The 21,002-nt window shown below is 72.0% G+C and carries 20 protein-coding genes; 9 read left to right on the forward strand and 11 right to left on the reverse strand.

Annotated features, from left to right (window positions below):
- Positions 1-18: 18 nt before the first annotated feature.
- The 5 genes from phzG to ACODT5_RS41810 form a co-directional block, all read right to left on the reverse strand.
- Entirely contained in the window at positions 19-639 is a 621-nt protein-coding gene (gene phzG / locus ACODT5_RS41790) for a phenazine biosynthesis FMN-dependent oxidase PhzG (protein ID WP_422524182.1), read from the reverse strand.
- Positions 636-983 (reverse strand): hypothetical protein, encoded by a 348-nt coding sequence (locus ACODT5_RS41795; protein ID WP_422524183.1) that lies wholly within the window; start codon positions 981-983, stop codon positions 636-638. The genes phzG and ACODT5_RS41795 overlap by 4 nt, the downstream gene beginning before the upstream one ends.
- Positions 980-2,884, reverse strand: a complete 1,905-nt coding sequence (locus ACODT5_RS41800; protein WP_422524184.1) for an anthranilate synthase family protein — start codon at positions 2,882-2,884, stop codon at positions 980-982. The genes ACODT5_RS41795 and ACODT5_RS41800 overlap by 4 nt, the downstream gene beginning before the upstream one ends.
- A complete protein-coding gene (locus ACODT5_RS41805; protein ID WP_422524185.1) occupies positions 2,881-3,522 on the reverse strand; it encodes an isochorismatase family protein in 642 nt (213 codons plus the stop codon). The genes ACODT5_RS41800 and ACODT5_RS41805 overlap by 4 nt, the downstream gene beginning before the upstream one ends.
- Before the next feature lie 189 nt (positions 3,523-3,711).
- Positions 3,712-4,377 (reverse strand): YybH family protein, encoded by a 666-nt coding sequence (locus tag ACODT5_RS41810; RefSeq protein WP_422524186.1) that lies wholly within the window; start codon positions 4,375-4,377, stop codon positions 3,712-3,714.
- A gap of 423 nt (positions 4,378-4,800) precedes the next feature.
- Here ACODT5_RS41810 and ACODT5_RS41815 point away from each other — a divergent pair, with 423 nt between their 5' ends.
- A complete protein-coding gene (locus ACODT5_RS41815; RefSeq protein WP_422524187.1) occupies positions 4,801-5,199 on the forward strand; it encodes a DUF6193 family natural product biosynthesis protein in 399 nt (132 codons plus the stop codon).
- A gap of 78 nt (positions 5,200-5,277) precedes the next feature.
- Here the strand turns inward: ACODT5_RS41815 and rarD are convergent, their stop codons facing one another.
- The 6 genes from rarD to ACODT5_RS41845 all read right to left on the reverse strand — a co-directional run bounded on the left by rarD (position 5,278) and on the right by ACODT5_RS41845 (position 13,991).
- Positions 5,278-6,282 (reverse strand): EamA family transporter RarD, encoded by a 1,005-nt coding sequence (gene rarD / locus ACODT5_RS41820; protein ID WP_422524188.1) that lies wholly within the window; start codon positions 6,280-6,282, stop codon positions 5,278-5,280.
- A gap of 221 nt (positions 6,283-6,503) precedes the next feature.
- Positions 6,504-7,571, reverse strand: a complete 1,068-nt coding sequence (locus tag ACODT5_RS41825; protein ID WP_422524189.1) for a 2-oxoacid:ferredoxin oxidoreductase subunit beta — start codon at positions 7,569-7,571, stop codon at positions 6,504-6,506.
- Positions 7,564-9,540 carry a 2-oxoacid:acceptor oxidoreductase subunit alpha gene (locus ACODT5_RS41830; protein ID WP_422524190.1) on the reverse strand — a complete coding sequence of 659 codons (1,977 nt, stop codon included), beginning with the start codon at positions 9,538-9,540 and terminating at the stop codon, positions 7,564-7,566. Before ACODT5_RS41830 ends, ACODT5_RS41825 begins: the two co-directional genes overlap by 8 nt.
- Positions 9,541-9,684: 144 nt before the next feature.
- A complete protein-coding gene (locus tag ACODT5_RS41835) occupies positions 9,685-10,344 on the reverse strand; it encodes a response regulator transcription factor (RefSeq protein WP_308313410.1) in 660 nt (219 codons plus the stop codon).
- 322 nt (positions 10,345-10,666) lie between these two features.
- Positions 10,667-11,977 carry a sensor histidine kinase gene (locus ACODT5_RS41840; RefSeq protein ID WP_422524191.1) on the reverse strand — a complete coding sequence of 437 codons (1,311 nt, stop codon included), beginning with the start codon at positions 11,975-11,977 and terminating at the stop codon, positions 10,667-10,669.
- 820 nt (positions 11,978-12,797) lie between these two features.
- Entirely contained in the window at positions 12,798-13,991 is a 1,194-nt protein-coding gene (locus ACODT5_RS41845; protein ID WP_422524192.1) for a sensor histidine kinase, read from the reverse strand.
- A 167-nt stretch (positions 13,992-14,158) separates the two neighbouring features.
- Here ACODT5_RS41845 and ACODT5_RS41850 point away from each other — a divergent pair, with 167 nt between their 5' ends.
- Genes ACODT5_RS41850 through ACODT5_RS41885 form a run of 8 tightly spaced genes read left to right on the forward strand, consistent with a single transcriptional unit; the run spans position 14,159 to position 20,995 of the window.
- Positions 14,159-14,566, forward strand: coding sequence for an NADH-quinone oxidoreductase subunit A (locus ACODT5_RS41850; RefSeq protein ID WP_250740903.1), 408 nt, complete (start codon positions 14,159-14,161; stop codon positions 14,564-14,566).
- Complete coding sequence (locus ACODT5_RS41855) at positions 14,557-15,174, forward strand: NADH-quinone oxidoreductase subunit B (RefSeq protein WP_385380590.1); 618 nt, start codon at positions 14,557-14,559, stop codon at positions 15,172-15,174. The genes ACODT5_RS41850 and ACODT5_RS41855 overlap by 10 nt, the downstream gene beginning before the upstream one ends.
- A complete protein-coding gene (locus ACODT5_RS41860) occupies positions 15,171-16,433 on the forward strand; it encodes an NADH-quinone oxidoreductase subunit C (RefSeq protein ID WP_422524193.1) in 1,263 nt (420 codons plus the stop codon). Before ACODT5_RS41855 ends, ACODT5_RS41860 begins: the two co-directional genes overlap by 4 nt.
- Entirely contained in the window at positions 16,430-17,398 is a 969-nt protein-coding gene (locus tag ACODT5_RS41865) for a complex I subunit 1/NuoH family protein (protein ID WP_422524194.1), read from the forward strand. Before ACODT5_RS41860 ends, ACODT5_RS41865 begins: the two co-directional genes overlap by 4 nt.
- Positions 17,399-17,989, forward strand: a complete 591-nt coding sequence (locus ACODT5_RS41870; RefSeq protein WP_422524195.1) for a NuoI/complex I 23 kDa subunit family protein — start codon at positions 17,399-17,401, stop codon at positions 17,987-17,989.
- Positions 17,986-18,591 (forward strand): NADH-quinone oxidoreductase subunit J family protein, encoded by a 606-nt coding sequence (locus ACODT5_RS41875; protein WP_422524196.1) that lies wholly within the window; start codon positions 17,986-17,988, stop codon positions 18,589-18,591. Before ACODT5_RS41870 ends, ACODT5_RS41875 begins: the two co-directional genes overlap by 4 nt.
- Positions 18,591-18,971 carry an NADH-quinone oxidoreductase subunit NuoK gene (gene nuoK / locus ACODT5_RS41880; protein ID WP_422524197.1) on the forward strand — a complete coding sequence of 127 codons (381 nt, stop codon included), beginning with the start codon at positions 18,591-18,593 and terminating at the stop codon, positions 18,969-18,971. Before ACODT5_RS41875 ends, nuoK begins: the two co-directional genes overlap by 1 nt.
- Positions 18,968-20,995 (forward strand): NADH-quinone oxidoreductase subunit 5 family protein, encoded by a 2,028-nt coding sequence (locus ACODT5_RS41885; protein ID WP_422524198.1) that lies wholly within the window; start codon positions 18,968-18,970, stop codon positions 20,993-20,995. The genes nuoK and ACODT5_RS41885 overlap by 4 nt, the downstream gene beginning before the upstream one ends.
- Positions 20,996-21,002 lie beyond the last annotated feature (7 nt).

A 21,002-nucleotide genomic window follows, 5' to 3' on the forward strand; every position in this document is an offset into this window, starting at 1 on the left:
TGGGGGTTCGGAGCACGGTCAGGGTTGGAGCCGGCCCGTGCGCCAGCCGGAGCCGTCGCGCTCGTACCGCAGCCTCCGGTGCAGCCGGTCCTCCGGGTCGGCCTGCCAGAACTCGACCGATGCCGGCTCCAGCAGGTACCCCAGCCAGCGGTCCGGGCGGGTCAGCGCGGCGGCGCCCCGGGCCAATTCCCGGGCCCGCTCGCGCAGCGCGTCCTCGTCCAGCAGCGGTGCGCTCTGGTACGAGGCCACCGACATCGGGTGCGCGGCGGCGGGCCGGGCGGCCCACAGGGCGTCGGACTCCCCGTCGGGCAGCGGGCGGGCCGGGCCGCTCACGCTCACCTGCCGGCCGGCCTCGCGCCAGTAGAAGACGCCCGACGCCCAGCCCGTCTCCTCCAGGTCCCGGGCTTTGCGGCTGTCGGAGTGACTGGTGAACACCAGTCCCGTACCGCGCACCGAGAGCACCTGCACGATCCGGTTGGAGGCGCGGCCGCGGGCATCGGCCGAGGCCAGTGCCAGCGCGCCCGGCTCGCGCACGGCGTTCGCGACGGCGCTGTCGAACCAGGTCCGGAGCAGGTCCATCGGCTCGGCGGGCGGGGCGGCGAACTCATCGGTGGCCAGGGGCCGGTACGCCGTGCTCACGACGCCGTCCCGACGGCTTCGAAGGCCAGTCCGCGCTCGGCCAGTTCGCCGGAGTGGACGCCTTCGACGATGGCCTCGACGTCGGTCGTCATCCGCTCGGTCGGCGGGTATCCGATGAGCTCGGTGGCCCGGTTCGGCGGCATCGGTACCGTCAGGTCGGCGTCGGAGTCCCACAGCATCACCGCGCCCCAGCGGTTGTTGACACGGTCGGAGATCCAGAACTTCAGTCGCAGTCCGCGGATCGCGGTCCACGGATCCACGCCCTCGTCCCGCAGGTAGACGCGCAGGGAGTCGATGGTCTGGCCGGACCCGGAGAGGTCCCACCAGGAGATGGCGGCTTTCATACCTTCACTACCTCCGCGGCTTCCATCAGGGGGACGAGCAGCTCGGTCAGGACGCGCTCGCTGTCCTGGGTGAGCACGGATTCGAGGTGGAACTGCACGGACCCGAAGTGCGCCCCGCGCAGGGCGTGCACCTCTCCCGTGCGGGGATCGAGGCTCACCTTCACCTCGCCGACGCCGGGGCACTCCAGCTGCTCGGCCCGCGACCGGGCCTCGTAGGAGTTGTAGAAGCCGACCCGCTCCCGCGAGCCGAACAGGTCGATCTCCCGCTGGGTGCCCTGGTTCGGGACGTCCCGGCGCCTCAGCTCGAGCCCGAGGTGCCGGGACAGCAGCTGATGGCTCAGGCACACGGCCAGGAAGGGGATGCGCCGGGAGAGCAACTCCTCGATCGCCGAGGTGAGGTGGGCCATCCTGCGGTGGCCGGCCTCCCGCGGGTCGCCGGGCCCCGGGCCCATGATGACGAGATCGTGCTCGTCGAAGCGGTGGGCCGCGTCGAAGGCGGCGATCTCGACGGTCAGCCCGATGGCGCTCAGCTGGTGGGCCAGCATCGAGCTGAAGGTGTCCTCGGCATCGACGATCAGTGCCCGGCGGCCGTCGAGCATCGGATGGGGCCGCGCCCGCGACGCGGTGTCGCTGAGCCAGAAGCGCGCGATCGTCTCGTTGCGGCTCCCCAGGGCCTTCTGGACCAGCGGGTCCTCGACGAGCCGGTTCGCGGCGCCCAGCGCCGCGAGCACGCCCGCGGCCTTGGTACGGGTCTCGGCGACCTCGGCGTCGGCGTCGGAGTGCCGGACCAGGGTCGCGCCCACCCCGACCTCCACGTGGCCGCTGCCGTCGGCGTCGGAGGCCCGGATGTCGGCGGTGCGGATGAGGATGGCCGAGTCCAGGGTGCGCGCGCCGTCGGCGTCGCGGCCGATGAGGGCCGCGATGCCGCCGTAGTACCCGCGACCGCGCGGCTCGTAGCGGGCGATCACCCGGCAGGCGTTCTCGAGCGGGCTGCCGGTCACCGTGGGCGCGAACATCGTTTCCCGCAGGATGTCCCGTGGGTCGAGGTCGCTGTGCCCCTCGATGACGTACTCGGTGTGCGCGAGCCGGGACATCTCCCGCAGGAACGGTCCTCTCACCCGGCCGCCGCCCCGGCAGACCCGGGCCATCATCTTGAGCTCCTCGTCCAGGACCATGTACAGCTCGTCGGTCTCCTTGCCGTCGGTCAGGAACTCCATGACCTCCGACCGGTCCGGTCCGGTCGGCGGGTAGCGGTAGGTGCCGCTGATCGGGGTCATCGCCGCGACGCCGTCCCGCAGGCTGACGTGGCGCTCAGGAGTGGCGCCCACGAAGGTCCGGGTGCCGGTGTGCACGATGAAGGTCCAGTAGGCGCCGCTCTCCCGGGTGAGCAGCCGGCGGAACAGGCTGAGCGCGCTGCGCGTCGAGTACCCGGTGATGGTGGTGACGAACGAGCGCTTGATGACGAAGTTCGAGCCCTCGCCGGTGCCTATCTCGTTGTCGAGGACCGCGCGGACCGTGTCGGCGTACGCCTCGTCCTCGGTGTCGAAATGCCCGCCGTCCAGGGTGATCGGCTCGTCCGGCAGGGCTCGCAGCGCCTCCGACGTGGCGATCTGCCCCTGGTCGGTCACCGACATCGCGATCAGCGGCGAGCCGTCCGCGGCGGCGACGAAGCCGCGCTCGGTGATCTGCTGGTGGGGCACCAGGACCAGCGACTCGTGCCGGGCCCCGCCGGGCCCCCCGCTCCGGCCGGCGAGCGGGACGTCGGCCAGCCGGGCCGGGGTGCTGACCTGGCCCAGCAGGATCTCCACGCGGTCCGCGCCCAGCGACTCGGGGCGGTGCAGCAGGGCGAAGGGACCCGGATCGGTGCCCAGCACGTGCTCGAGCAGCTGCGTCGGGTTCATCGGAAGACCTCCTCGGTGGTGAAGATCTCCTCGGTGGTGGTGACCACCGAGCAGCGGGCGGCCGCGTAGTCGAGGGCCAGCTGGTGGTACTCGGCGGAGAAGTCGCCGACGGCATCGGCGACCAGGAACGGCTGGATGTCGTTGCTGAACGCCTCGAGGGCCGTCGCCAACACGCCGACGTGTGCGTACACCCCGCAGACGATCAGCTGATCGCGGCCCTGGGCGCGCATCCGGGCCAGCAGGTCCGAGCGGAAGAAGGCGCTGTAGCGCCACTTGGTGAGCACCTGGTCCGCGGGCCGGGGAGCCAGTTCCGCGACGATCTGGCGGTCGACGGGGTCCACCCTCATGCCCGGACCCCAGAAGTCCTTGAGGAGGCCGCGGTCCCCGTCGGTCATGCCACCGGGCTGCGCGGTGTAGAACACGGGGACCCCGAGGGAGGCGCAGCGCTCCCGCAGGATCGCGCAGTGGCGTACCAGCGGATCGCGGATCTCCTCGGGAAACGGTGCGAGGAAGTAGCGCTGCATATCGTGAACGAGCAGGGCCGCTCGGTCGGGATCGGGTTTCCACGGGGCCTGGCTGGCGGGCAGTTCGGCCGCCGTCGGCAGTGGGTATGACGAGATCGGGGCTATGCCCGGCACGGTTCCCCCTCGGGTTGATTGAGTGGTGGCCGGCCACCCATGCGGATGATGGATCCCGCATGGGTGGGCGGAGTTTTCTCGTCCTGCTCGCTTTTCGGCACGGCTGATAAAGCGTGCGATGCGCGTAAGGAATTCACCGGCCGGCCGGCGGGCTGAGCGGAAAAGGACGAGACCGCTGGGATGCCCGGATCAGTGGTGGGCGGCCGTCGCCGGCGTGCCCCCGCCGTGGGGCGGGTACGGGTTGTCCAGGACGTACAGCCAGGTACCGTCCAGCTGCTCCTCGACGGTGTCGCAGAAGTTGCCGGTGAAGCTCACGCGGGTGCCGTCCGGCCCGGCCTGCTCCAGGCTGTAGTCGCCCATGATGGAGGCCGTGCGCTGGCGCACCACGCCGTCCCAGCCGCGCCATCCGCCCGTCGCCACGGTCTGGCGGGCGTTGACGGTGAGCACCGGGTTCAGGTCGAACCATCCGACGTAGAAGGCCCTGATGGCGGCGTGGCCCCTGATGACCGAGAGGTCCCAGTCGACGATCGCCGCTTCGGTCTCGTGCAGGGCGATGATGCCGTCGATGTCCTTGGCCTTGATCCGCTCGCCCAGGAGCTGGAGCAGCTGCTCGGGGGTTCTCGCGACCGGCCGCGGGTTGAAGATGCCCGTCTGGCTCTCGGGGGCCGCCGGAGCCTCACTGGCTGCCACGGCCTCGCCGACTGCCGGAGCCTCGGCGGCTGCCGGGGTCTCGGTGACGGCCGAGGTGCTCGCGGCCGCCGACTGGGCCTGGATGAAGCCGGGCCCTGCGATGCTTCCGGCCGTCAGCACGATGGCGGCGGCGGCGAGCGGAAGCGTGTGCTTGATTATGCTCATGTCATCTCCTCAATTGGAGATGGCAATGGATTAATGAAATTCGGCTGCGTGTGATTCGGCTGCGGAATCGGGACTTTCGGCTGGTCCTCATTTGCCATCCCCCCCTTCGATGACTTCATATAACCGCCGGGAACTCGGGGTTGTCAACGAGCCAAAAATGCCTGTGTCGCTGGTGTGCAATTCTCTCCGGCCGGAGCGGAAAGCGGAATATGCGCCGGGCCGTGACGACCTGCGGCGATCGCGGATCGCGGAATTCGGCCGGTGGGATGCGGCCGAGGAGGCGGGGGTGGCCGATGAAATAAGGGGAAACCCGGATTCCGCCCGACCGCGGCGGGCCGAGTGGCGCAGTGGCGGAGCGTGCGGCTCGCGGGCGGGCGGGGGACGGAGCCGCCCGCAGGGCCGGTGCGAGAGGACACTGGGCGGATGAATGTGAACGAAGAGATCCGTTCGGCGGTCGTCGAGGCGCAGTGGATCGACCGGCGGCGGACATGGGAGGACGGCCTGGAGCGCCTCGGGCCCGAGGTCTGGCGACTCGGCACCATCGCGGTGCTGGAGGCGGCCCACGCGCACCCGCTCCTGCAGCGGCTGTACCCGTACACGAGCCATTGCCACGTGCACTTCAGCAGCACGACCCGCTTCCCCTACGAGGTGGCGGTCCCCTACGTGATCCCGCTGCCCGACGGGCGGTTCCGCGTCGTGCGGCGCGATCCCGCCGGGGAGGTGGGCGAGGTCGCCACGGCCGGGGAGGCCGTGGCCCTGGTGGCCGCGCACGCGCCGCACGACCTCCGCCTCGCCACGACGGGGCTGCCGATGGACGGGTAGGCCCGGGCGGGGGTGCGGCGGGGGCGGACATGCGGACGGGCGCGTCCGAAGACGCGCCCGCCGGTGCTCCGATCGGTGTTACGCGGTCTCGCGCGCCGGGGTCGGAAGGGAGCTCGGGAGAGGGCTCGGGGTGCTCGGGAGGCCGCTCGGGAGGCCGCTCGGGAGGTGCGCCGACAGGGCCTCCAGGCGCAGGGCCCGGGAGCGGCGGGCGGTGCGCAGGGCGTCCCAGGTGAGGATCGAGAGGGCGAGCCAGACCAGGGAGAAGCCGGCCCAGCGGGCGGGCGGCATGGCCTCGTGGAAGTACAGGACGCCGAGGCCGAACTGGAAGACCGGGGCCATGTACTGGAGCAGCCCGAGGGTGGAGAGCGGGACCCGGATCGCGGCCGCGCCGAAGCAGATCAGCGGGATCGCGGTCACCAGCCCGGCCGAGGCCAGCAGGACGGCGTGCCCCGGGCCCTGGGCGGTGAAGGTGGACTCGCCCCGCGAGCCGAGCCACAGCAGGTAGCCGAGGGCGGGCAGGAACATGATCACGGTCTCGGCGGTCAGCGATTCCAGGCCGCCCATGCCGAGCTGCTTCTTGATCAGCCCGTACAGGGCGAAGGAGAAGGCCAGGATCAGCGAGATCCACGGCGGCCGCCCGTACCCGACGGCGAGGACCAGCACGGCGGTGACGGCGATCCCGACCGCCGCCCACTGCGTGCGGCGCAGGCGCTCGCCCAGGACCAGGACGCCGAGCGCGATGGTGACCAGGGGGTTGATGAAGTAGCCGAGGCTCGACTCGACGACCGCGCCGTTGTTGACGGCCCAGATGTAGACGCCCCAGTTCACGGTGACCAGCGCGGCGGCCACCGCTGTGAGGGCGAGCTTGCGCGGCTGGCGCAGCAGCTCCGCCATCCATCCCCAGCGCCGCAGGGCCAGCAGGGCCACGCCGACCACGGCCAGGGACCACACCATGCGGTGGGCGAGGATCTCGATCGCTCCGGCGGGCTGGAGGAGCGGCCAGAAGAGGGGCACGATCCCCCACATCCCGTACGAGGCGAAGCCGTAGAGCAACCCCGTGCGCTGGTCGTTCTGTGCCTTCACGGGACCTCCAGAGCTACTTCAAGCCAACCTGACGACGGTAGCGCCGCACACGCCGAAAGTCATTAGTGTCTGGCGAGATGCTCATGACACTTGCGTTGCCGCGCGGTGGCCGGGACGCGACGGAGCCCGGACCTGGTCTCCCGGGTCCGGGCTCCGAAGGGCTCCGAAGGACTGCGGCGGACGGCCGAGCGGCCGAGCGCCCGAGCGGCCGAGCGGACGCTTCAGCCGACGACGGTCCAGGTGTCGTTCCCGCTCAGCAGCGCGCCCAGGTCGCCCTTGCCGCTGCGGTCCACGGCCGTCTCCAGCTGGTCGGCCATGAGCGTGTCGTAGACGGGCCGCCGCACGTTGCGGAACACCCCGATGGGCGTCTGGCGCAGCGTGTCGGGGTCGGCCAGCCGGGACAGCGCGAACGCGTTGGTCGGGGAGGCCGAGGAGGCGTCGTGGACCAGGATCCGGGACTCGTTCTCGGGGGTCACGGTCACGACCTCCAGGTCGCCGGTGGCCACGTTGCGCACGACGCCCTTGGCGCCGTCCACGCCGAACCGGATCGGCTGCCCCTGCTCCAGCCGGATCACGGCCTCCTGGGCCTGCTCGTGGTCCTTGAGGACCTCGAAGGCGCCGTCGTTGAAGATGTTGCAGTTCTGGTAGATCTCCACCAGCGCCGTGCCCTCGTGTGCGGCCGCCGCGCGCAGTACCTCGGTGAGGTGCTTGCGGTCGGAGTCGACCGTACGGGCCACGAAGGAGGCCTCCGCGCCGATCGCCAGCGAGACCGGGTTGAAGGGCGCGTCCAGCGAGCCCATCGGGGTCGACTTGGTGATCTTGCCGACCTCGGAGGTGGGGGAGTACTGCCCCTTGGTCAGCCCGTAGATCCGGTTGTTGAACAGCAGGATCTTGAGGTTCACGTTCCGCCGCAGGGCGTGGATCAGGTGGTTTCCGCCGATGGAGAGCGCGTCCCCGTCACCGGTGACCACCCAGACCGACAGGTCGCGGCGCGAGGTGGCGAGCCCCGTCGCGATGGCCGGGGCGCGGCCGTGGATCGAGTGCATCCCGTAGGTGTCCATGTAGTACGGGAAGCGCGAGGAGCAGCCGATGCCCGAGACGAAGACGATGTTCTCCTTCGCCAGCCCCAGCTCCGGCATGAAGCCCTGGACGGCCGCGAGCACCGCGTAGTCGCCGCAGCCGGGGCACCAGCGGACCTCCTGGTCCGACTTGAAGTCCTTCATCGACTGCTTGGCGGCCGCCTTGGGCACCAGCGAGAGAAGGGAGGGGCTGTCGGTCACCTCAGTCATTGATGGCCTCCTTGAGATGGTTGGCGAGCTGCTCGGCCTTGAACGGCATGCCGTTCACCTGGTTGTACGACGCCGCGTCGACCAGGTACTTCGCCCTCAGGAGGGTCGCGAGCTGCCCGAGGTTCATCTCCGGCACCACTACCTTGTCGTAACGCTTCAGGACCTCACCCAGATTCCTCGGGAAGGGGTTGAGGTGGCGCAGGTGGGCCTGCGCGATGGGGAGCCCGGCGATCCGCAGCCGGCGCACGGCGGCCGTGATCGGCCCGTACGTCGAACCCCAGCCGATCACCAGGGTCCGCGCGCCGTCCGGGTCGTCGACCTCCAGGTCGGGGACCTGGATGCCGTCGATCTTGGCCTGGCGGGTGCGGACCATGAACTCGTGGTTGGCCGGGTCGTACGAGATGTTGCCCGTGCCGTCCTGCTTCTCGATGCCGCCGATCCGGTGCTCCAGCCCCGGCGTGCCCGGGACCGCCCACGGGCGGGCCAGGGTCTGCGGATCGCGCTTGTACGGCCAGAAGACCTCGGTGCCGTCCGCGAGCTCGTGGTTGGGTCCGGCGGCGAACTGCACCTTCAGGTCCGGCAGGTCCGCCACGTCCGGGATCCGCCAGGGCTCGGAGCCGTTGGCGAGGTACCCGTCGGAGAGCAGGAACACCGGGGTCCGGTAGGTCAGCGCGATCCGGGCCGCGTCCAGGGCGGCGTCGAAGCAGTCCGCCGGGGTGCGCGGGGCCACGATCGGCACCGGGGCCTCGCCGTTGCGCCCGTACATGGCCTGGAGCAGATCGGCCTGCTCCGTCTTGGTCGGCAGACCGGTCGACGGGCCGCCGCGCTGGATGTCCACGATCAGCAGCGGCAGCTCCAGGGAGACCGCGAGGCCGATCGTCTCGGACTTCAGGGCCACGCCCGGGCCGGAGGTGGTGGTCACGGCGAGCGCGCCGCCGAAGGCCGCGCCCAGCGCCGCGCCGATGCCGGCGATCTCGTCCTCGGCCTGGAAGGTGCGTACGCCGAAGTTCTTGTGCTTCGACAGCTCGTGCAGGATGTCCGAGGCCGGGGTGATCGGGTACGAGCCCAGGTAGAGCGGCAGATCGGCCTGCTGGCCCGCCGCGATCAGCCCGTAGGACAGGGCGAGGTTCCCGGAGATGTTGCGGTAGGTGCCGGCCGGGAAGGCGCGGGTGGCCGGGGCCACCTCGTAGGAGACGGCGAAGTCCTCGGTGGTCTCGCCGAAGTTCCAGCCCGCCCGGAAGGCGGCGACGTTCGCCTCCGCGATCTGCGGCTTCTTCGCGAACTTCTGCCGCAGGAACTTCTCGGTGCCCTCGGTGGGCCGGTGGTACATCCAGGACAGCAGCCCGAGCGCGAACATGTTCTTGCTGCGCTCGGCCTCCTTGCGGGAGAGCCCGAAATCCTTCAGCGCCTCGACGGTGAGGCTGGTCAGCGGCACCGGGTGGACGTTGTAGGCGTCCAGGGAGCCGTCTTCCAGCGGGGAGGTCTCGTAGCCGACCTTCGCCATCGGGCGCTTGGTGAACTCGTCGGTGTTGACGATGATCTCCGCGCCGCGCGGCACGTCCGCGATGTTCGCCTTCAGCGCCGCCGGGTTCATCGCCACCAGGACGTTCGGGGCGTCGCCCGGCGTCAGGATGTCGTGGTCGGCGAAGTGCAGCTGGAAGGACGACACGCCGGGGAGGGTGCCGGCGGGCGCCCTGATCTCGGCCGGGAAGTTCGGCAGCGTCGAGAGGTCGTTGCCGAAGGAGGCGGTCTCCGAGGTGAAGCGGTCACCGGTGAGCTGCATGCCGTCACCGGAGTCACCCGCGAAGCGGATGATCACCCGATCGAGTCGGCGCACTTCCTTCGCCCCGGCGTCCCCGGTGTGGCCCGTGGGTGCGCTGTCCGGGCCCGGGGACGTCCGCTGTTCGCCGACGACTGCGCCTTCGGCCCCGTCGGACTGTTCGGCTGGGCTACTGACCTGGCTGGTCACTGAACTGGACCTCCTTCGAGGCGTGAGCACTGCCCAAGGTCAACCCTACGTCCGTAGGGATCGCTTCCCCGGGCTGCTCATTTTCTGGACCGCCCCTTCGGCGGTCTGTCCGAATCCGGCCTTACCTGACAGAGTGTCAGTTGATCAAGATCTTAGGTAGGTGAGAACGGCCAGCACGCGCCGGTGATCCCCGTCACTGGGTGACAGGCCCAGCTTCATGAAGATGTTGCTGACGTGCTTCTCCACCGCGCCGTCGCTCACCACCAGCTGCTTGGCCACCGCGGAATTGGTCCGCCCCTCGGCCATCAGCCCGAGCACCTCGCGCTCGCGCGGGGTCAGCCCCGCCAGCACGTCCTGCTTGCGGCTGCGGCCGAGCAGCTGCGCCACGACCTCCGGGTCCAGGGCGGTACCGCCCCGGGCCACCCGGACGACGGCGTCGAGGAACTCGCGCACATCGGCCACCCGGTCCTTCAGCAGGTACCCCACCCCGGTACTGGACCCGGCCAGCAGTTCGGTGGCGTACTGCTCCTCCACGTACTGGGACAGCACGAGCACACCTATGCCGGGGTGATCGCGCCGCAGCCGTACGGCTGCCCGCACCCCCTCGTCGGTGTGCGTCGGCGGCATCCGCACATCGGCCACCACCACGTCCGGCAGCGCGTTCTCGGCCGCCAGCTCCGCCACCGTCTTGATCAGGGCTTCCGCGTCCCCGACGCCTGCGACGACGTCATGCCCCCGGTCGGTCAGCAACCGGGTCAGGCCCTCACGCAGCAGCACTGAATCCTCGGCGATGACCACCCGCACCCTGTCTTCCACGACTTCGCTGCTCCCGCGTCCGCTCATGCCCCGTGTTCCCTGACTCGGCCAAGCATCCCAGTCTCGAGCCCGGATGTGGCCGGAGCGCGATCAACGCGTACCCCCGGACCGGCTGTTTTCGGCCCTGGGCGCCCCGCCGGGCCACCCACTCCCGAAAGTCAGGGCTTTGGCCCCCGCTCGCGGCGGGCCGAACGGCACCCCGTGGGGGGCGGAAGCCGTGGGGGAGGGCGCAGGACATGCGACCGCACGGACACCCCCTACGGGGCATCCGTGCGGTCGGTCGTGGTCGTCGTCCCGGGGTCTCAGGCGTTCAGGCGTCGCGGCGCCAGGGGAGCTCCGCGGTGACGGTCGTGCCGCCGCCGGCGGGGGACTCCACGACGAGCAGCCCGTCCACGGCGTCGAGCCGCTCGGCCAGCCCCGCCAGTCCCGAACCGGCCACGGAGTCGGCCCCGCCGACCCCGTCGTCGGCGACCTGGATCAGCAGCCGCTCGCCCGACTTCCACACGTCGACCCCGGCCGTACGGGCCCTCGCGTGCTTGCTCACGTTCTGCAGCAGCTCCGACACCGTGAAGTACGCGATCCCCTCGATCGCCGCCGCCGGCCGCGAGGGCAGGTCCACTGCCACCCGTACGGGTACCGCGCACCGGGAGGCCACCGAGGACAGGGCCGCGTCCAGCCCCCGGTCGGTCAGCACCGCCGGGTGGATCCCGCGGGCCAGGTCCCGCAGCTCCTGGAGGGCGATCTTCACTTCCCCGTGCGCCTCGTCCACCATGCGGGCGGCGGCCCGCGGGTCCTCCGTCAGCTTCTCCTTCGCCAGCCCCAGATCCATGGCCAGCGCCACCAGCCGGGCCTGCGCGCCGTCGTGCAGATCGCGCTCGATGCGCCGCAGATCGGCCGCGGCGGTGTCGACCACGACACCCCGGTCGGACTCCAGCTCGCTGACCCGGTGGTCGAGCCGCGAGGGCCCGAGCAGCCCGCAGACGAGCACCCGGTCCACGGTGGTCAGGGCACGCACCACCCACGGCGTGGCCAGCGTGAGGGCGAGCCCGGTCGCGCAGGTCGCCGCGATCGCGAGCGGGGAGTCCAGGTAGAAGGAGTAGGAGTCGCCGTTCTGGAAGAGCTGCAGCCCCGGCTGATCGGTGAAGGCCGGGAACACCCAGAACCAGAGCGGGTAGAGCAGCATGGCCCACCCGTAGGCCCAGAACGTCAGGGCCACGCAGAAGGCGAACACCGCCCACGGGAAGTGGACGACCGAGTACAGCACGTGCCGCCAGGCGCTCCCGCTCTTGAGCAGCGCCCCCATCCGGGCGATCGCCCTGTCCTTCTCCGCCCGGATCGGCGCGGGCTCGGCGATGTCGTGGCGGAGCATTCCGCGCAGCCGGGCCCGCTCGACGCGCCCGAACCCGCGGCACATGGCCAGGACCCCGGCCAGCACCGGGACTCCGAGGAAGGTGACGAGCAGTCCGGCGCCGAGGCTGACGCCGGTGATGGCGAGCGAGAAGTACAGGGTGCTCAGCGGCAGCCCGAGCATCAGGTACCCGAACTCCCGCCAGGTCCGCCCCTCGAAGGGAGCCCGCACCACCCTGCCGAACCCGCTGCCGCTGTGTGCGCCGCTACCCATATCGCCGACCCGCCCTTCATCCACTGTGTCCCCCAACCCTCCCGCCGACCCCCCACCCGGAACCATCCGGCGGGTCGGCCTCTCCCCAGGGGGGTTAACCCCACCCCGGGCCCGGCCGGGGATACCCCACCGCGGGTCCGGGGGCGGGGTCCCGGCTCCGGGCTCGGCGGCCGCTGAGCGGAGCCCGGGGTGGGGCTCTGGCCCTGGCCCCGGGACTCGGGGGCCGCTGCGCGGAGGCAGAGTCCCCGACCCGCCCTTCGCCCGTTCCCTGGGCTCCGCCCAGACCCGCGCCTCAAACGCCGGCGGGGCTGGATCACCTTGCGGGGTGATCCAGCCCCAGCGGCCGGCACGTGTGGACGGGCGGAGCCACATTCCAGCCTGCCGGCGGGCACGTGTGGATGGGCGGAACCAAATTCCAGCCCGAAGGCGGGCACGTGTGGATGGGCGGAACCAAATTCCAGCCCGAAGGCGGGCACGTGTGGATGGGCGGAGCCATATTCCAGCCGCAACGGCCCGCACGCACAGGCGGGCCCAGCCAAAACCAGCCCCGCCGGCGTTTGAGGCGCGGGGGTCCGGGGGCTGGTCCCCGGGAAACGGCGTCGCACTCACCCACGGCGGGGGCAGAAGATCCGCCCCGGCCGCGCAAGCGCCCCGCCCGGCCGCGCAAGCGCCCCGCCCGGCCGGGCAAATCCAGCCCCGCCGGCGTTTGAGGCGCAGGGGTCCGGGGGCCGGCCCCCGGGAACGGCGCCGCACCCACCCGCGGCGGGCGCCCCCAGCCGGGCACAGGATCCGGCTCCCGGCGGGCAAGCCCGCCCCCGCGCTACCGCGCGACCCGCTCCCGCCAAGGCAGCTCCGCCGTGACCACGGTCCCCGCCCCCTCGGGCGACTCCACCACCAGCACGCCGTCGACCGCGTCGAGCCGCTCACCCAGCCCCGCCAGCCCCGACCCGGCCAGGGCGTTCGCTCCGCCCCGCCCGTCGTCCGACACCCGGATCAGCAGCCGCCCGTCGGCGGAGCCACCCGTGCGCCACACCTCGACCTCCGCGCACCGCGCCCCCGGCCCGGCGTGCTTGCTCACGTTCTGCAGCAGCTCCGAGACCACGAAGTACGCGATCCCCTCGATCGCCTCCGCCGGCCGCGCCGGCAGGTCCACCGCCACCTTCACGGGGACCAGGCACCGGGAGGCCACCGAGGACAGGGCCGCGTCCAGCCCCCGGTCGGTCAGCACCGCCGGGTGGATCCCGCGCGCGAGGTCCCGCAGCTCCTGGAGGGCGATCTTCACTTCCCCGTGCGCCTCGTCGACCATCGCCGCCGCCCCCTCGGGGTCCTCCAGCAGCTTCTCCTTCGCCAGGCCCAGCCCCATCGCCAGCGCCACCAGCCGGGCCTGAGCCCCGTCGTGCAGGTCCCGCTCGATGCGCCGCAGGTCCGCCGCCGCCGTGTCGACCACGACGCCGCGGTCGGACTCCAGCTCGGCGATGCGCCGCTCCAGCTCGTCGGAGGGCGACAGCAGGCCCCGTACCATCGCCCGGTCCACGTTCGCGAGCCCGCGGACCACCCACGGCAGCACCGGCCACAGCACGAACAGCCCGGTCAGTGCCACACTGAAGGTGAGGACCGCCCACGGCAGCCGGATCAGCTCGAACAGCACCGTCCGCCACGCCACCGGGTCCTTGAGGCTCGCCCACAGCCAGGGGAAGAACCCCCCGGACCGGCCCGGCCCCGGCATCGGCGTCGGCTCGTCGACCCGTACGCCCAAGAGGTCGCGGGCCCGCGCCCGTTCCAGCCGTCCCAACTGGCGAGACACGAACAGACCGCATGCGAACAGCGGCAGACCGATCGCGGTCACCGACAGACCGCCCGCGGTCGCCACCATCACCACCGTGTAGACGAACCCGATGAGGGCGGCGGGCAAATTGCTCAACAGGTAGGCGATTTCCTTCCACGTCACGGCATCGAGGGGTGCGCGGACGGGAGGAGGAGCGCCGTCGTCGGGGGTGTGCTTGCTCGCGGTCATGCGCCTACCCTGCCAAGCCCACGGCCCCTCGTGCCATGGGGTAGCCGGGCCGAGGTAAACGGGGGATAACCCCACCCCGTGGACCCCAGGCCCTAGACTCCCGTCCGTACCAGATCAACCGCAGATCAACCTGATCGTCGACAGTGGCCGAGGAACGAGGAACGGACGTGCCCGAACCAACGGTATCGACCGTATCCGTGCTCGCCGCGGACTACTTCCGGACGTATTCGGTCGTCGGCCTCCTGGCCGCGCTCGGCGTGCTCTTCGTGGCGGTGGCCTTCGGCGCCAACCGTCTGCTGAGCCCGTCCGTCCCGACCCGCGAGAAGCTGCTGACCTACGAGTGCGGCGTGGACCCCGTGGGCGAGGGCTGGGCGCACACCCAGGTCCGCTACTACGTCTACGCCTTCCTCTACGTCATCTTCGCCGTCGACTCGATCTTCCTCTTCCCCTGGGCGACGGTGTTCGCCGCCGCCGGTTACGGCGCCACGACGCTGGTGGAGATGTTCATCTTCCTCGGCTTCCTGGCCGTCGGCCTGCTCTACGCGTACAAGAAGGGCGTCCTCGAATGGCTGTGACCCCGGCCGGTACCCCGGCCGTGCCGTCGGAGCCGCAGCTGCTCCCGGAGCCGAAGCGGCTGGGCGTCCTGTCCCGCCTCGCGCCCGAGCCCATGAAGGTGGTCCTCAACTGGGGCCGCCGCTACAGCCTGTGGGTCTTCAACTTCGGCCTCGCCTGCTGCGCGATCGAGTTCATCGCGGCCTCGATGGCCCGCCACGACTTCATCCGGCTCGGCGTCATCCCCTTCGCGCCCGGCCCGCGCCAGGCGGACCTCATGATCGTCTCCGGCACGGTGACGGACAAGATGGCCCCGGCCGTCAAGCGGCTGTACGAGCAGATGCCCGAGCCCAAGTACGTGATCTCCTTCGGCGCCTGCTCCAACTGCGGCGGCCCGTACTGGGACTCGTACTCGGTGACCAAGGGCGTCGACCAGATCATCCCGGTCGACGTCTACGTCCCCGGCTGCCCGCCCCGCCCCGAGGCACTGCTCCAGGGCATCCTCAAGCTCCAGGAGAAGATCGCCCGCGAATCGCTGGCGGAGCGCTACGCGAACACGCCCGCGCCGTCCCCGGCGCAGCTCACGAGCGGCCTGGTGTCTCCTCCCCCCGCCCCCGGGACGGACGCGTGAACCTCTACGACTCCCTCCCCGACGCGGCGGGAACGGTCTTCGGCGAGGAAGCGGTCGGCTCCTTCGCCTACTCCGTCCTCACGGTCGACGTCCCCACCGCGAGCTGGATCCCCGCCCTGGAGATCGCCCGCGACAAGCTGGGCTGCACCTACTTCGACTGGCTGAGCGCGGTGGACGAGCCGGGCACGGGCTTCCGCATCTGCGCGCACGTGGTCTCCCTGGAGAACCACCGCGTACGCCGCCTCCTGCTGCGCACCACCGTCCCGCACTCGGCGCCCTCCCTGCCCTCGGCCGTCGCCGTCTACGCCGGCGCCGAATGGCACGAGCGCGAGACCTTCGAGATGTTCGGGGTCGTCTTCACGGACCACCCGAACCTGGTCCCGCTGCTCCTCCCCGAGAACTTCGAGGGCCACCCGCTGCGCAAGGACTTCGTCCTCGCGGCGCGCGTCGCCAAGGCCTGGCCGGGCGCGAAGGAGCCGGGCGAGGCACACGACCCGGACGCCCCGAAGCGCCGCCAGATGCTCCCGCCGGGCGTACCGGACCCCAACGACTGGGGCCCGATGAAGGGCCAGCTCCCCCCGGCCCCGGCCCGCCCCGCCCGCACCCCCCGCGCCGCGGCTGGCGCCACCGGCGACCGCCCGGCCCGCACCCCGCGTGCGGCGGCCGGCGCCACCGGCGACCGCCCGGTCCGCACCCCGCGTGCGGCTGTCGGCGAAGCCGGCGAAGCCACCCCGCCGACGGCGGCCGAAGCCCCGGCGCCCCCGTCCGAAGCGACCCCGGCCCGCCCGGTACGCCGCTCCCGCTCGGTGACGGAAGGCTCCGCGAGCCAGGCGGAGACCCCCACGGCCTCGCCCGAAGCCCCGGCACCCCCGGCGGACGCCGCCCCGGCCCGCCCGGTACGCCGCTCCCGCTCGGTCGCGGACGGCTCCGCGAGCCAGGCCGCCGCAACTCCGGCCGAGGCCGAGGCCACGCCCGCGGCGGAACCCCAGACCCCGGCCCGCCCGGCCCGCGGCAGTACGGACGCCCCCTGGCACAACCCGAAGCTGGCCTTCGACACCCCCGCGCCGTCCCCGGCCGAACCGGCCACCCCGGCGGGCTCTGATGAGGCCGAGCCCGAGCCCGGCTCCGACTCCGCGCAGGAGCCCGGGTCCAAGTCCGCCCCCAAGGCGGACCCCTCGGCCACGGACACGGCCACGGACACGGCCACGGACACGGACACGGACCCCACCCCCAACGACCCCACCGGAGGCGCCGCGTGAACGACGTCCTCGACGTCGCCCTGCGGCTGATCGTCGTCTTCGCCGTCTTCCTCGTGCTCCCGCTCGTCGTCGGGCAGATGGAGCACAAGGTGATGGCCCACATGCAGGGCCGCCTCGGCCCCATGTACGCCGGCGGCTTCCACGGCTGGGCCCAGCTCGTCGCCGACGGAGTCAAGTTCGCGCAGAAGGAAGACATCGTCCCGGCCAACGCCGACCGCCGCGTCTTCCAGATGGCCCCGGCCGTCGCGCTCCTCCCGTACCTCTTGGTCCTCCTCGCCATCCCCATCGGCCCCGGCGAGGGCGCCGTCGGCCAGGTCATCGATGCCGGGATCTTCTTCGCTCTCGCCGTCATGGGCATCGGAGTCCTCGGCTCGCTCATGGCCGGCTGGGCCTCCGCCAACAAGTTCTCCATGCTCGGAGGCCTCCGCACCGCCGCCCAGCTGCTCGCCTACGAGCTCCCCATGCTGCTCGCGGCGGCCTCGGTCGCCATGGCCGCCGGAACGGTGTCGCTCCCCGGCATCGTCGGCGCCTTCGAGTGGTGGTGGCTGCCCTGGCAGATCGTCGGCGGGCTCGTCTTCTTCACCGCCGGCCTCGCCGAACTCCAGCGGCCCCCGTTCGACATGCCCGTCGCCGACTCCGAGATCATCTTCGGCGCGTACACCGAGTACACCGGCCTGCGCTTCGCGCTGTTCCTGCTCGCCGAGTACGCCGGCATCGTCGTCCTGTGCGCCCTGACCACCGTCCTCTTCCTGGGCGGCTGGCACGGCCCCTTCGGCGGTGACGACTTCGGCTGGGCCTGGACCCTGATCAAGATCGCCGCGCTGTCCTTCGTGGTGATCTGGCTCCGCGTGAGCTACCCCCGGCTGCGCGAGGACCAGCTGCAGAAGCTGGCCTGGACCGTACTCATCCCGCTCGCGCTCGCCCAGATCGCGCTCACCGGCATCGTGAAGGTGGCGATCCAGTAAATGCCCCCCATCCCCGGCTCCGGCCTCGCCAAGGGCCTGGCCGTCACGCTGCGCACGATGACGAAGCGCTCGCACACCGCCCAGTACCCCGAGGTGCAGCCCGAACTCCCGCCGCGCTCGCGCGGGGTCATCGGCCTGTTCGAGGAGAACTGCACGGTCTGCATGCTGTGCGCCCGCGAGTGCCCCGACTGGTGCATCTACATCGACTCGCACAAGGAGACGCTCCCGGCCACCGCCCCCGGTGGCCGTGAGCGCAGCCGCAACGTCCTCGACCGCTTCGCCATCGACTTCTCCCTCTGCATGTACTGCGGCATCTGCATCGAGGTGTGCCCCTTCGACGCGCTGTTCTGGTCGCCGGAGTTCGAGTACGCCGAGACCGACATCCACGAACTGACCCACGAGCGCGACAAGCTGCGCGAGTGGATGTGGACCGTCCCGGCCCCGCCCGCCCTGGACCCGGCAGCCGAGGAGCCCAAGGAGATCGCGGCCGCCCGCAAGGCAGTGGAGAAGGCGGAGACCGCAGCCGCGGCGGCCGCCGCCGCTGCCGCAGCCGCGACGCTCGACACCCCGGCCCCGGAAGGAGACGCGTGATCACCGCAGCCGCCCAAGGCAACGGCTTCCTCTCCCCGAGCGGCGTCGAGATCGCCTTCGTCCTCGTCGGCCTCGCCACCCTCGGCGCGGCCGTCGTCACGGTCACCACCAAGCAGCTCGTGCACGCCGCCCTGTGGCTGGTCGTCGCGCTCGGCGGGGTCGCCGTCGAGTACCTGCTCCTGACGGCCGAGTTCATCGCCTGGGTCCAGGTACTGATCTACCTCGGTTCCGTGGTCGTCCTCCTCCTCTTCGGGCTGATGCTCACCAAGGCCCCCATCGGCCGCTCACCGGACGCCGACTCGGGCAACCGCCCGGTCGCGCTCGGCGTCGCCCTCGTCGCGGCCGCCGCGCTCGTCTGGGTGGTCGTCGACGCCTTCCGCACCACCTGGATCGACCTCGACGGACCCGCCCAGGGCTCCACCAAGGTCTCGGGAGAGATCCTCTTCCGGCACTGGGTGCTGCCGTTCGAGGCGCTCTCCGTCCTCCTCCTCGCGGCCCTGATCGGCGCCATCGTGCTGTCCCGCAAGGACACCCCCGACAGCGCCGCCCCCGCCGCCGCGACCCCCGCCGCGCCCGCCACCGACAAGAAGGGGCAGCGCTGATGCACCTCGCCTACCCCGCCGTGCTGGCGGCGCTCCTCTTCTGCACGGGCCTGTACGGAGTGCTCGCCCGCCGCAACGCCATCCTGGTCCTGATGTCCGTCGAGCTGATGCTCAACGCCGTCAACCTCAACCTGGTGGCCTTCGACGTCTGGCTGCGCGACAGCCTGCACGCCGGCCAGGCCCTCACCCTCTTCACCATCGCCATCGCCGCCGCCGAGATCGGCATCGGCCTCGCGATCGTGCTGATGGTGTACCGCAACCGGGGCACCGCGGACGTCGACCGACTGCGCGACACCGCCGAGGGCCACGAGCCGGACGGCCGGAACCCGGCCGGCGCGAACCCGGACAGCGCGAACCCTGCGACCGGAGCCGCCGCGTGAGCACCCCGACCCTCGCCGTACTGGTCCCCCTCCTGCCCTTCCTGGGCGCGCTGGCGGGACTGCTGCTCGGCCGGACCGCCCCCGGCTTCGTCAAGCCGCTCGCCGTCCTGCCGACGCTGGCCGCCGCCGTCCTCGCGGTCCTGGTCGCCTTCCGCCAGGCCGGCGGCAAGGCGATCGACACGGCGACCGAGCTGACCCCGACCGGCTCGGTGCCCATCGAGCTCTCGCTCCACCTGGACGGCTTCGCCGTCATGGTGGCCGTCCTCGTGGGCGTCGTCGCCACCTGCGTGCAGATCTACTCGACGGCGTACCTGCGCGAGGACCCGCGCTACCCGTCCTACGCCGCCCTGGTCTCGCTGTTCACCTCCGCCATGCTGCTCGTCGTCTACTCCGGCGACCTGATGGTGCTGCTGGTCGGCTGGGAGATCATGGGCATCTGCTCGTACTTCCTGGTCGGCCACTACTGGGAGACCGAGGCGGCCCGCTCCGCCTCCCTGAAGGCCTTCCTCGTCACCAAGCTGGGCGACGTCCCCTTCCTCATCGGCCTGTTCGCGCTCGCCACCGACGCCGGGTCCTTCCGGATCACCAAGATCCTGGGCACCGTCGCCGCGGGCGGGCTCGACCACCCGACGCTCATCGCGCTGCTCCTGCTGGCCGGAGTCGCGGGCAAGTCCGCGCAGTTCCCGTTGCACACCTGGCTTCCGGACGCCATGGCGGGCCCCACCCCGGTCTCCGCGCTGATCCACGCGGCGACGATGGTCGCCGCCGGTGTCTACTTCGTGGCCCGCCTCCTCCCCGTCTTCGCGGCCTCCCGTGCCGCGCTGGTGGTCCTGGCCGTCATGGCGGCCGTCACGATGGTCGGCTCCGCCCTCGCCGCCCTGGCCCAGGACGACATCAAGCGGGTGCTCGCCTACTCCACGATCGGCCAGCTCGGCTACATGACCGGGGCCCTGGCCGTAGGCGACCGCGCGGCCGCCGTCTTCCACCTCCTGTCCCACGGCGCCTTCAAGGCGCTCCTGTTCCTCGGCGCCGGCGTGATCATCCATGCCGCGGGGACGAACTCCCTCGCCGCCATGTCCCGCATGGACGGCCTGGCCAAGCGCATCCCCGACGCCTTCTGGACGATGACGATCGCGCTGCTCGCGCTCGCCGCCTTCCCGCCCTTCGCCGGCTTCTTCTCCAAGGAAGCCGTCCTCGTCGCCGCCGAGCACACCGCCGGAGGCCACTCGGAGCTCGCCCCGAGCGCGGCCGGCTGGGTGGTCCTCGTCGCCGGCGTGCTGACCGCCCTGCTCACCGCCGCCTACGCCACCCGGCTGTGGCTGATGGCCTTCCGCGGCCGGGGCGTGGCCGCCCCCGACCACGGCAAGGAGCCCGTCGCCATGACCGGCGTGCTGTGGCTGCTGGCCGTCCCGTCCGTCGGCTTCGGCCTGCTGGCCGGTCCCCTCACCGACTTCTTCGAAGGCCGCGAGCTCACCCCGTCGCTGACGACCTCGGTCCTCGGCACCGGCGCCGCCGCCGTCGGCGCGGTGCTCACCTACGCCCTGTGGCAGCGCGCCAAGGCCCAGGCCGCCCTCGCCCCGGCCGGAGGCGGCCCCGCCAAGGTGTCCGCCACCGCCGCGGTGCCCGCGTCCGTCGCAGCCGCCGAGTCCGCCGCGGAGAGCCCCGAAGTCGGCCAGGTCACCCACGACCACCCCGTCGTGTCCACGGCCCCCGCCGCCGACCCCGGCCGCGCGCTGCTCGGCCCGCTGCACCGGCACGCCGCCGTCGGCTTCCACCTCGACGCCGTCTACGACCGCCTGTTCGTCCGCCCCGTCCGAGCCGCCGCAGCCCTCGTACGCTTCCTCGACCGCGAGGTCGTGGACTCGTACGTCCGTGGCGCCGGCCTCGGCCCCCGGCTGCTCGGCGGCCTCGTACGCCGCGCCCAGACCGGCAACGTGCAGAGCTACCTGAGTGCCCTGCTCGCCGGCGCCGTGGTCCTGGCGATCGCCACCGCCGTCCTCGCCAACGTCAACGCCGGATCGTGAGCCGTGA

This window comes from Streptomyces tatrensis (assembly GCF_049310065.1).
In the GTDB taxonomy this organism is placed as follows: domain Bacteria; phylum Actinomycetota; class Actinomycetes; order Streptomycetales; family Streptomycetaceae; genus Streptomyces.